At 65.4% G+C, this 10,516-nt stretch carries 10 protein-coding genes; 7 read left to right on the top strand and 3 right to left on the bottom strand.

The annotated features are described in order from the left end of the window. On the top strand, positions 1-1,767 hold a 1,767-nt coding region (gene polA, locus AC2VLV_RS15180), incomplete at its 5' end, for a DNA polymerase I (RefSeq protein WP_486990779.1). Between the two features lie 33 nt (positions 1,768-1,800). On the opposite strand, the gene AC2VLV_RS15175 is transcribed toward polA, so the two are convergent. After that, on the bottom strand, positions 1,801-2,505 hold the full coding sequence (locus tag AC2VLV_RS15175; RefSeq protein ID WP_486990778.1) for a fumarylacetoacetate hydrolase family protein: 705 nt from the start codon (positions 2,503-2,505) through the stop codon (positions 1,801-1,803). Between the two features lie 212 nt (positions 2,506-2,717). Between AC2VLV_RS15175 and AC2VLV_RS15170 the strand changes: the two genes are divergently transcribed. From AC2VLV_RS15170 to AC2VLV_RS15155, 4 genes are all read left to right on the top strand, one after another. Further along, complete coding sequence (locus AC2VLV_RS15170; RefSeq protein WP_486990777.1) at positions 2,718-3,008, top strand: FeoA family protein; 291 nt, start codon at positions 2,718-2,720, stop codon at positions 3,006-3,008. Continuing rightward, entirely contained in the window at positions 3,005-5,356 is a 2,352-nt protein-coding gene (gene feoB / locus AC2VLV_RS15165; protein ID WP_486990776.1) for a Fe(2+) transporter permease subunit FeoB, read from the top strand. The genes AC2VLV_RS15170 and feoB overlap by 4 nt, the downstream gene beginning before the upstream one ends. Further along, positions 5,353-5,655: a FeoC-like transcriptional regulator gene (locus tag AC2VLV_RS15160; RefSeq protein WP_486990775.1), complete on the top strand. Its 303-nt coding sequence runs from the start codon at positions 5,353-5,355 to the stop codon at positions 5,653-5,655. The genes feoB and AC2VLV_RS15160 overlap by 4 nt, the downstream gene beginning before the upstream one ends. An 89-nt stretch (positions 5,656-5,744) precedes the next feature. Next, positions 5,745-6,734, top strand: a complete 990-nt coding sequence (locus AC2VLV_RS15155) for a potassium channel beta subunit family protein (RefSeq protein WP_486990780.1) — start codon at positions 5,745-5,747, stop codon at positions 6,732-6,734. Positions 6,735-6,766: 32 nt separating this feature from the next. On the opposite strand, the gene AC2VLV_RS15150 is transcribed toward AC2VLV_RS15155, so the two are convergent. Together AC2VLV_RS15150 and wrbA are read right to left on the bottom strand one after the other, a co-directional pair. Then, complete coding sequence (locus AC2VLV_RS15150; protein WP_486990774.1) at positions 6,767-7,045, bottom strand: YkgJ family cysteine cluster protein; 279 nt, start codon at positions 7,043-7,045, stop codon at positions 6,767-6,769. After that, positions 7,045-7,647 (bottom strand): NAD(P)H:quinone oxidoreductase, encoded by a 603-nt coding sequence (gene wrbA / locus AC2VLV_RS15145; protein ID WP_486990773.1) that lies wholly within the window; start codon positions 7,645-7,647, stop codon positions 7,045-7,047. Before wrbA ends, AC2VLV_RS15150 begins: the two co-directional genes overlap by 1 nt. Before the next feature lie 198 nt (positions 7,648-7,845). On the opposite strand from wrbA, the gene AC2VLV_RS15140 reads away from it, so the two are divergent. Both AC2VLV_RS15140 and AC2VLV_RS15135 read left to right on the top strand, forming a co-directional pair. Beyond that, on the top strand, positions 7,846-9,669 hold the full coding sequence (locus AC2VLV_RS15140) for a GGDEF domain-containing protein (RefSeq protein ID WP_486990772.1): 1,824 nt from the start codon (positions 7,846-7,848) through the stop codon (positions 9,667-9,669). A gap of 2 nt (positions 9,670-9,671) precedes the next feature. Beyond that, a partial coding sequence (locus AC2VLV_RS15135; protein ID WP_486990771.1) for a fatty acid desaturase occupies positions 9,672-10,516 on the top strand: 845 nt, incomplete at its 3' end.

Here is a 10,516-nt window from a genome sequence, read left to right as displayed (position 1 = left end):
TTCGACGCCTGGCTGGCCCGCATCGACGCGGCCGGGCTCACCGCCATCGACACCGAAACCGACTCGCTCGACCCGATGCGCGCACGGCTGGTCGGCATTTCGCTCAGCGTCACGCCCGGCGAAGCGGCCTATCTGCCGCTGGCCCACGCCTACCCCGGCGCGCCAGAGCAGCTGCCGATGGCCGAGGTGCTCGAACGTCTGCGGCCCTGGCTGGAAAACGCCGACAAACCCAAGCTAGGGCAGAACGCCAAGTACGACCGCCACGTGTTTGCCAACGTCGGCGTGACGATTCGCGGCTATGCGCACGACACCCTGCTGCAGAGCTATGTGCTGGAAGCGCACAAGCCGCACAGCCTCGACAGTCTGGTGAGCCGCCACCTGGGTCGGGACGACACGCTGAGCTACGAACAGGTCTGCGGCAAGGGCGCCAAGGCCATCACCTTCGATCAGGTGGCGCTCGATGTGGCGACGCGCTATTCCGGCGAAGATGCCGACCTCACCTTGCAAGTGCATCGCAAGCTGTGGCCGCGTATCGAAGCCGACGCGGGGCTGGCGCGCATCTACGCGCTGGAGTTGCAGGTCAGCGAGATCCTTCAGCGCGTCGAGCGCACGGGCGTGCTGGTGGACGGCGATCTGCTGCGAGCGCAGAGCGGTGAGCTGGGCGCCAAGATGCAAACCCTGGAAGCGCAGGCATTCGAGCTGGCCGGCGGCGCTTTCAATCTGGGCAGTCCCAAGCAGATCGGCGAAATCCTGTTCGATCGCCTGCAACTGCCGGTGCAGAAAAAAACCGCCTCCGGCGCCCCGTCCACCGACGAGGAAGTGCTGGAAAAGCTGGCCGAAGATTACCCGCTGCCGCGCGTCATCCTCGACCACCGCAGCCTGTCCAAACTCAAGAGCACCTACACCGAGAAGCTGCCGCAGATGATCAACCCGGACACCGGCCGGGTGCATACCAATTACGCGCAAGCCGTGGCCGTGACCGGGCGGCTGGCCTCCAACGATCCGAATCTGCAGAACATTCCGGTACGCACCGCCGAGGGGCGACGCATCCGCGAGGCGTTTGTCGCGCCCAAGGGCTGGCTGATCGCGTCGAGCGACTACTCGCAGATCGAGCTGCGCATCATGGCGCACATCTCGCAAGACGCTGGGCTGCTCGCCGCTTTCGCCGCAGGGGAAGACATTCACCGCGCCACCGCGGCCGAGATTTTCGGTGTCACGCCGCTGGAAGTCAGCAGCGATCAGCGCCGCATGGCCAAGGTCATCAACTTCGGACTGATCTACGGCATGAGCGCCTTCGGCCTGGCGCGCAACCTCGGCCTGGAACGCAGCGCGGCCCAGCTTTACATCGACCGTTACTTCGCCCGTTATCCGGGCGTCGCGGCGTATATGGAGCGCACCCGCAAACAGGCGGCGGAGCAGGGCTATGTCGAAACCGTGTTCGGGCGGCGACTATGGCTGCCCGACATCCACGCCAGCGGGCCGCGCCGGGCCGCGGCCGAGCGCGCAGCCATCAACGCGCCGATGCAGGGCACCGCGGCCGACCTCATCAAAATGGCGATGATCGCCGTCGATGCCGCACTCGCGCGCGAAAAACTGCGCAGCCGGATGGTGATGCAAGTACACGACGAGTTGGTGCTCGAAGTGCCCGAGGAAGAGACGCACTGGGTGCGCGAACACATTCCCCGCCTGATGGCAGGAGTTGCCCAGCTCGACGTTCCGCTGCTGGCCGAAATGGGCCTGGGCGCCAACTGGGAGCTGGCGCACTGAGCGCGGCAACTGAGCGCGGCAGGTCTGGGGCGGTCAGACGATGCGCACCTGCAGCGGCGTCAGGCCGTCAATCGTGCCGTGCAGTACCTGGCCGCGGGTGATGGCGCCAACGCCATCGGGCGTGCCGGTGAAAATCAGGTCGCCGGGTTTCAAGGTGAACAGGGTCGAGAGTCGGGCGATGGTTTCATCTACCGACCAGATCATCTGCTCCAGCCGCCCTTGCTGACGCAGGGCGCCATCGACCGTCAGCGCAATCGAACCCGTGTTCAGCTCGGCGCCGGGTTGGCGCGGCGTGATCGGGCCGATGGGGGCGGATTGGTCGAAGGCCTTGCCGATCTCCCACGGCCGGCCCTGCGCCTTCATCTGCCCCTGCAGATCGCGGCGGGTCAGATCGAGCCCGACGGCGTAGCCGTAGATGTGCGCGGCGGCCTGCTCCACTGGAATGTCCCGGCCCGCGGTGCCAATGGCGACGACCAGCTCGATTTCGTGATGCAGATCTTGCGTGACGGGCGGGTAGGCGATGTCCCCGGTCTGCCCCGCGGCAATTGCAATCACCGCATCGGCATCGCCGGGTTTGCAGAAGAAAAACGGCGGCTCACGGTTCGGATCTGAACCCATTTCGCGCGCATGGGCCGCGTAGTTGCGCCCGACGCAATACACGCGGCGAACGGGAAAGGCGAGATCGCCGCCAACGATAGGCAGCAGGGCGGGGGAGTGGGGCGGAAAGGCGGTGTGCATGACAGGTTCGGTCTTGGTTTGTTCGTCGAGTGTAGGCAGGGCGAGACGAAAAGTGGGGCGGATTCCGCACCGGTTCACGCACTGTTACAGATGAGGCGACCCCGCGTGGGGGCAAGTCTTGATCTTCATCAGCCACCGCGCATACGATATATGTAACGATAAACATTATCATTTGCGCATCCCCACAAAGCAGCTTCTTTTCAGGTCAGATCATGCACGCCGACTCCGAAGTGGTATCCCTTGCACAGCTTTCCTATGGGCAAAGCGCCCAGGTTGTCGATTTCGATGGTGGGCGCGCCATGGTGCAGCGCATGGTCATGCTCGGTATCCGCCGTGGCGTGCCGCTGCGCGTGGTGCACGGCCCCGGGCCGCGGGGCACGGTGGTGCAGGTGGGCGGTGCGCGCATCGCGCTGGGACGGGGCGTGACCGACAAAATCCGCGTGATGCCTATCGTGGCTTCGGCGGCCGCGGCGCCTGCGGCGCATCAGAAGGCTGCCGCATGAGCGCCTGTCACGATCCGGATTGCGCCGTTTCCCCCGATGCAGACTCCGGCCTGCCGGTGATCGCTCTGGCGGGCAACCCTAATTGCGGCAAGACCACGATTTTCAACCTGCTCACCGGGGCGCATCAGCATGTGGGCAATTGGCCCGGCGTCACGGTGGAGCAGCGCCGGGGTACGGCCTCAGCGGCGGGGCTGAAGCTGTCGGTGATCGATCTTCCGGGCGTGTACAGCCTCCTGGGCGGCGGCGGCGCCGATCAGGGTGTGGCGCGCAACTTCCTGCTCGATGAGCGGGTGGATCTCGTCGTCAACATCGTCGATGCCTCCAATCTCGAACGCCATCTGGCGCTGACCTTCGAACTGCTCGAAACCGGCAAGCCGCTGATCATCGCGCTCAATATGGTGGACGAGGCGCAGGCGCTGGGGCTGGAGCCGCAAGTGCATGCGCTCTCAAAGCAACTCGGCGTGCCCGTGGTGCCGCTGGTGGCGCGAAAAGGCCGTGGCCGCACGGAACTGCTCGACACCATTCGGGGCGCCCTGCAACAAAAGCCCTACGCCTTGATGCCGGCTTATCCGCCCGAGGTCGAACAGGCGATCGACCAAGTCGGCGCCCAACTCGCCGTGCCCTCATCACCGCGGCGCCGCTTCGATGCGCTGCGGCTGCTCGAAGGGCTGGTGGTGTCGCCCTCGGCCGAGGTACAGGCCCGCGTGGCGGCGGCGCAGGCGCAGGTGCTCGCCCAAGCTGGCGAAGAAGTGGCCGATCTCGTCGCGGCCACCCGTTTTGGTTGGGCGCACCAGCTTGCGGCCATCGCCTTGCAGCGCACTGGCAAGATGGGCGTGCGCCACCGCGTGACCGATGTGCTCGACCGCGTGGTGCTCAACGAATGGCTGGGCGTGCCGGTGTTTCTGCTGGTGCTCTATCTGGTATTCGTGGTGAGCTTCAGCGGCGGCAATATTTTTCTCGACTTTTTCGATCAGGCCTCATCGGCGCTGCTCATCGGCGGGGTGGGGCATGTGATGCTGCTGGCCGGGCTGCCCGACTGGATGGTGTCCATGATCGCAGGCGGCGTGGGCGGCGGGCTCAACCTCGTCATCTCGTTCATCCCGCCCATCGGCCTCACCTTTTTGTTCCTCGCGTTTCTCGACGACTCGGGCTATATGGCGCGCGCCGCCTATGCGATGGATCGCTTCATGCGGCGCATGGGCCTGCCCGGCAACTCGCTGGTGCCCATGGTTATCGGCTTTGGCTGCAATGTGCCGGCCATCATGGGCTCGCGCATCATCGAAGACCCGCGCGGTCGCCTGCTCACGGTGCTGATGCAGCCCTTCATGTCGTGCTCGGCGCGGCTGACCATCTATATGGCGTTCGCCGTGGTGTTTTTCCGCAGCACCGGCGGGCAGGTGGTGTTTCTGCTGTATGTGCTGGGCATCGTGGTGGCGCTGCTGACCGCGTGGATGCTGGGTAAGACGGCCATCCGGGGCGAGCCCATGCCTTTTGTCATGGAGCTGCCGCCCTACCGCCTGCCCAGCCTGCGCAGCGTGGTGCTGCAGGCCTGGCAGCGGCTGAAAGTGTTCATCTTCCGTGTCGGCAAGGTGATCGTGGTCATCGGAGTGGTGTTGTTCATCCTGCCCGGCATCGGCTGGACGGCCAAAGGCCTGCAGGCGACCGACATCGATCACTCCCTGCTCGCGCAGGGCAGCCAGGCCATTGCGCCGATGTTCGAGCCCATGGGCATCACCCGGGAGAATTGGCCCGCGGTGTCGGGCCTGCTGGCGGGCGCGGCCGCCAAGGAAATCGTGATCGGCACGCTCAACGGCATTTATCAGCGGCAGCAGGCTTCCGACTTGATGGAGGCTTACCGGCAGCCTGACGTGGGCGCCAAGTTGTGGGAGGCTGCCAAGACCATTCCCGAAAACGCCGTGGCCTTTTTCAGCAGCTTCCTCGATCCGCTGGGCCTGCACGATCTGCAGTCCACCGACGCGACCGAGCAGGCCAGCGGCGCCAGCAACGAAACCCTCGCCGGGCTAGCCGCTGCCTTCACCCCGCTGTCGGCCTTCGCCTATCTGGTGTTCGTCTTGCTGTATGTGCCCTGCGCCAGCACCATGGGGGCGCTGCGTCGTGAGGTGGGCTGGGGCTGGATGGTGTTTTCCGTGCTTTACGGCATAGGCATCGCCTGGGCCGCGGCCACGGTGATCTATCAGATCGGCACGTTTGCGCAGCATCCCCAATCGTCCGCCCTGTGGGTGGCCGCTTGCGTCGCCGCCTTTGTGCTGCTGGTGGTGGGCCTGCGGCAATACGGAGACCGCACCGAGCGCCGCGTGGCAACGCAGGGGCTGGAGAGTTTGGTATGAACCCGCTGTTCGCCGTGCGCGATTGCCTGCGTGACAAGCAGCTTGCCAGCGCCGCCGAGATTGCGGCCTGCGTGCAGGTTTCTGCGCCCGTTGCCGAAGACATGCTGGCGCACTGGGTGCAGCGCGGGCTGGTCGAGCAGATCGATGCGCAGGGCGGCACCTGTAGCAGCGGCTCCTGCGGGAGTTGTGGCCAATGCGGCACCCGCAAAACGGCGGCAGCGCTCTACCAGTGGCGCGGTCTGCAGGCCGCCGCTGCATCCCCGACAAAAGCCCCGGTGATGATGCTGCGCTCTGCCTGAACTACGGCGGTTTTGCACGCACAGGGTTTTGCCGGGCGGCCTAAGCTAGCGTTCTTTACCTCTCGGAGAAGAACGCCATGCACAACCCCATCCTTTATCGCCGTCTTGGCCGCAGCGGCTTGCAGGTCAGCCTGTTTTCGCTCGGCTCCTGGGTGACGTTTCACAATCAGGTTGATGCTTCGGGCGTGCGCGAAATGATGGCCGCCGCGCGCGATGCGGGAATCAATTTTTTCGACAATGCCGAGGTCTATGCCAACGGCCAGAGCGAGCGGCTGATGGGTGAAGCGCTGGCCCAGCTCAAGTGGCACCGGCTCGACTATGTGGTGTCGAGCAAGTTTTTCTGGGGGCTCGACGCGGGCACCGCCGAGAAGCCGCGCATCAATGGCCGCAACACCCTGAACCGCAAGTATCTGATGCAGGCGGTCGATGGTTGCCTCAAGCGCATGGGGCTGGATTTCATCGACCTGATCTACTGCCATCGCCCCGATCCGCACACCCCCATCGAAGAAACCGTCTGGGCGCTGCACAACGTCATCGAGCAGGGCAAGGCGCTGTATTGGGGCACCAGCGAGTGGAGCGCCGACGAAATTCGCACCGCCTACGAGGTTGCCGAGCGGCACCATCTGCACAAGCCGGTGATGGAACAACCGCAATATCACCTGTTCCATCGCAAGCGGGTCGAGCAGGAGTACGCCCGGCTCTACGACGACATCGGCCTGGGGCTCACGACCTGGAGCCCCCTGGCGTCTGGCCTGCTGACGGGCAAATATCGCCAGGGGGTGCCCGCAGGCAGCCGGGGCGCGATGCAGAACGTGAGCTTTCTGCGCGACGGCCTGCTCGACGCGCAAAAGAATGCCGCAGTGGGCGAGCTCGAAGGCATCGCCCTGCAGCTCGACTGCAGCGTGGCACAACTGGCGCTGGCCTGGGTGGCGCACAACCCGCGGGTGAGCTCGGTCATTCTGGGGGCTTCGAAGCTGTCGCAACTGCAGGAGAACCTGGGCGCTTTAAGTGTGCTGCCCAAGCTCACGCCAGAAGTGCTGGCGCAGATGGATGCGATTTCCGCGCCGCTGGCGGGCTGATCGATCAGCTGATGCAAAGCGCCCCGAAGGTTTCAGGGCGCCGTCGCACGCTCCAGTGCGGCCAACCAGTGAAGCGCCTGCTCGCGGCCGTCGCCGCACATCTCGGCGCTGGGCTGCAGTCCGCTGCAGCAGGCCGGACGCTCGGGTCTGCCGAAAATGGCGCAGCGCAGATCAGCGGTGAGTTGCACGCAGGGCGTTCCCGCTGGCTTGCCCTGCGGCATTCCGGGAATCGGGCTGCTGATCGACGGCGCGATGCAGCAGGCCGCGCAGCCGGGGCGGCAGGCGTGGCCGGATTCCGCGGTTGGCGGCATCAACCAAACATCTTCTGGGTGATTTCCGCGACATGCTTGCCCTGGTAGCGGGCGATGTCGAGTTCGTTGGCGCTGGGCTGGCGGCTGCCGTCACCTTTGCTCAGGGTGGTGGCGCCGTAGGGCGTGCCGCCCGAAATCTCGTCCATATTCGTCAGGCCGGCACAGGCGTAGGGCACGCCGACCACGATCATGCCGTGATGGAACAGGGTGGTATGGAAGGAAGTGAGGGTGGTTTCCTGCCCGCCGTGCTGGGTCGCGGTGCTGGCGAACACGCTGCCCACCTTGCCGACCAGTTTGCCTTGTTGCCACAGCGCGCCGGTCTGGTCGAGGAAGTTGCGCATCTGGCCGCACATATTGCCGAAGCGGGTGGGCGTGCCGAAGATCACGGCGTCGTAGTCGGCCAGGTCGGCGGGCTGGGCGATGGGCGCGGCCTGCTCGGTCTTGGCATGGATGGCGGCAGCGGTTTCCGTCGGCATGGTTTCGGGCACACGCTTGATGTCCACGCTGCAGCCCGGCACGCTGCGCACGCCTTCGGCCACGGCGTGCGCCATGGTTTCCACATGACCCCAGGTGCTGTAATACAAAACAAGAATCTTTGCCATGTTCGATGTCCTTTAGATAGTTTTCAGGTGAATCAGGGAGCAGGCCAAAGTGGCGCTGTGCCGACTATTGTGGTTGAGTTGTCTCGTTTTTGCAGGGCAGGGCTTTGTGCTGCGGCATGTCAGATGAAATCGGCATGACTGTCATCAAACTGTGATGTGGGTGCGATAAAACCGGGCATCTTTCCCGCACTCCGCCCCATGCTTTCTCTCGTACAACCCCAGATCGGCTATCTCGCCATCCTGCTCGACCGGATGCTTTCGCAGGGCGAGCTGCGCGTGGAGTTTCAGCCGGTGTTCGATCTGCGGGGCCATTCGATTCACGCCTTTGAGGCGCTGGCGCGCGGGCCGCAGGGCTCGCCGCTGGAGCGACCGGATGCGCTGTTTCAGACCGCGCGGGAGAACGGGCGCCTGTATGAGCTCGATGCCCTGTGCGTGCGCACAAGTTTAGAGACCTTCGCCCGTCTGAATTTGCCGGGGCAGTTGTTCATCAACGTCACGCAGACCTTGCTCGATTCGGGCTGGCTGGGCAGCTCGGCAGCGCTCGATCTGTTGCAAAGACTGGGCTTGCCGCCGTCGCGCATCGTGTTCGAGTTGCTGGAAAGCGATGATCTGCTGAAAGACGGCGTGGGCATGGAGCAGGCCGAACATCTGCACCGCCTCGGCTTTGCGCTGGCGCTGGACGACATGGGGCGGGGCTTCGGCCGCTTCGAGGCCTGGCAGCGCCTGCATCCGCGCTATCTCAAGATCGACCGGGCGTTCTGCGCCGGGCTGGCTGATGATGCGATCAAGGCGGCGTTCGTGCGCTCGATGTTGCTCATGGCCGAGGCCAGCCGTTCCTGGGTCGTGGCCGAGGGCGTGGAGTCGGCCCGCGATCTGCGCGTGCTGCGCGAAATCGGTGTGCAGCTCGCGCAGGGTTTCGTCCTGGAGCGGCCGTCTGCCTCGCCGTCGCGCGAAATGGGCCCGGCGCAAAGAGGTTTGATCGAAGCGGCTCAACCCGAGTTGTATGCGCTGGCTTCGCGCGGCAGCGTGGAACAGTCGGCGCTCGGTCTGGCGCGCCCGATCGCTCCGGTCCAGCCGCAGGTACGGCTGGAAGAGGTGTTGCGCCGCTTCGACGCCCAGCCCGATCTGCTGTCGATTCCCGTGGTCGATGCGAGTGGGCGCGCCCTGGGCATACTCAACCGCTATGTGCTGGCCGACCGGCTCTGGCGACCGCATGTGCGCGATCTGCTGGGCAACAAGCCCTGCGCGCAGGTGATGAGCGCCGACGTGCTCAAGCTCGATGTGAGCAGCAGTCTGCACCAGGCCAGCCAGTTGATCGCCGATGCCAGCTTTCGCCACGCCACCGAGGGCGTGCTGGTCACCGAGCAGGGCGACTATCGCGGCCTGCTGCTGGTGGGCGATCTGCTGCGGCTGGTCAACGAATTCCAGATCCAGACCGCGCGCTATGCCAACCCGCTGACGCTGCTGCCGGGCAATGTGCCCATCAACGAACAGATCGACCGTCTGCTGGCTTCGGGGCAGTCTTTCGTGGCGGCCTATGGCGATATCGACCACTTCAAGCCGTTCAACGATGTGTTTGGCTACCTGCTGGGCGACGAGGTCATCCTGCTGCTGGCCGATCTGCTGCGGGCGCGCTTTGGGCGGCCGGGCGATTTTGTCGGCCACATCGGCGGAGATGATTTCATCGTGGTAAGCGCCGAGCCGGATGCCGTTGAGCGTCTGCAGGCCATTCCGCAGGAATTCGCCGCCGAGATGCCGCGCTTCTTCGACGCCAGTCTGCGTGAGCGCGGCGGATACGAGGCCGCCAACCGTCGGGGCGAAACGCAGCGTTTCGGCTTTCCCACCCTGTCCGTCGGTGTGCTGGCTTTGGCCTCGGGGCAGGTGGAATCGCACCGCGAAGTCTCAGCCCTGCTGGTCGAGCTGAAAAAAGTGGCCAAGGCGCAGGCTCACGACCGGGTGTTTATCGACCGGCGGCACTATGGCCCACAGATCGGCCCGCAGACGCCGCCCGACTTGAGGTGAGCATGAGCCGCGCGGCCACCGACCCTCGCGGCATTCCGGCGCGGCTCAATCTGTTGCTCGCGGCCCTGGCGCTGGCGATGTCGGGCTGGCTGTGGATCGTTCTGCCGCTGCTGCTGCCCGCGCTGCCTGCACTGGGCTGGAGCCTGCTGATCGTGGTGCTGGCGACCACTTCATACTGGTCTTTGCTGCACGAAGGCATCCACGCCGTGCTGCTTCCTGACCGGCGCCTGAACGACGCGCTTGCGCGCCTGCTGGCCATCGGCTTTCCAGCGCCGTTTGCGGTGCTGCGTTTCGGGCATCTCAAGCACCATCAATTCAACCGCACTGCCATCGACCGCAGCGAAGTGTTCGATCCGGCCTTGACCACGCGCGGCGCGGCCGCCTGGCGCTACTACCCGCAACTGCTCATCGGCCTGTATGCCAGCGAGGTCGCCGCGCTGCTGCTGGTGTGGTTGCCGCCGGCCTGGCTGCTGCGGCTGGCGCAGCGCCTGCCCGCCGAGCCCGGCCTGCCTTCGCTTGCGCAGAGTCTGGAACGCCAACTGCTCAAGCCCGATGCTCTGCGCGCCATGCGTCTGGACAGCCTGGCGTCACTGGCGCTGATGGCCTGCAGCGTCTGGCTCTACGGCGCGCACGCCTGGATGCTGCTGCTGGCGCTGCTGGGCCGGGGGCTGCTGATCTCGATCACTGACAACGCCTATCACTATGCGACCCCACTGCACGCCCCCGGCGATGATGTGCGCCAGGCGCGCCAGCTCGATCTGCCGCGCTGGGCCTCGGCGCTGATTCTGCACTTCACCTATCACGCCACCCATCACCGCCACCCGGCGCTGCCCTGGAGCGCACTGCC

Source organism: Thiomonas sp. TH-17 (assembly GCF_057473305.1).
This window is presented reverse-complemented; position numbering and strand designations above follow the sequence as displayed.

What these genes read in the sequence shown, in the direction of transcription:
- AC2VLV_RS15140 (WP_486990772.1), top strand. Translation starts at nt 7,846, where the DNA reads ATGCTTTCTCTCGTACAACCCCAGATCGGCTATCTCGCCATCCTGCTC.
- AC2VLV_RS15150 (WP_486990774.1), bottom strand. Translation starts at nt 7,045, where the DNA reads ATGCCGCCAACCGCGGAATCCGGCCACGCCTGCCGCCCCGGCTGCGCG.
- feoB (WP_486990776.1), top strand. Translation starts at nt 3,005, where the DNA reads ATGAGCGCCTGTCACGATCCGGATTGCGCCGTTTCCCCCGATGCAGAC.
- AC2VLV_RS15175 (WP_486990778.1), bottom strand. Translation starts at nt 2,505, where the DNA reads ATGCACACCGCCTTTCCGCCCCACTCCCCCGCCCTGCTGCCTATCGTT.
- AC2VLV_RS15160 (WP_486990775.1), top strand. Translation starts at nt 5,353, where the DNA reads ATGAACCCGCTGTTCGCCGTGCGCGATTGCCTGCGTGACAAGCAGCTT.
- AC2VLV_RS15170 (WP_486990777.1), top strand. Translation starts at nt 2,718, where the DNA reads ATGCACGCCGACTCCGAAGTGGTATCCCTTGCACAGCTTTCCTATGGG.
- wrbA (WP_486990773.1), bottom strand. Translation starts at nt 7,647, where the DNA reads ATGGCAAAGATTCTTGTTTTGTATTACAGCACCTGGGGTCATGTGGAA.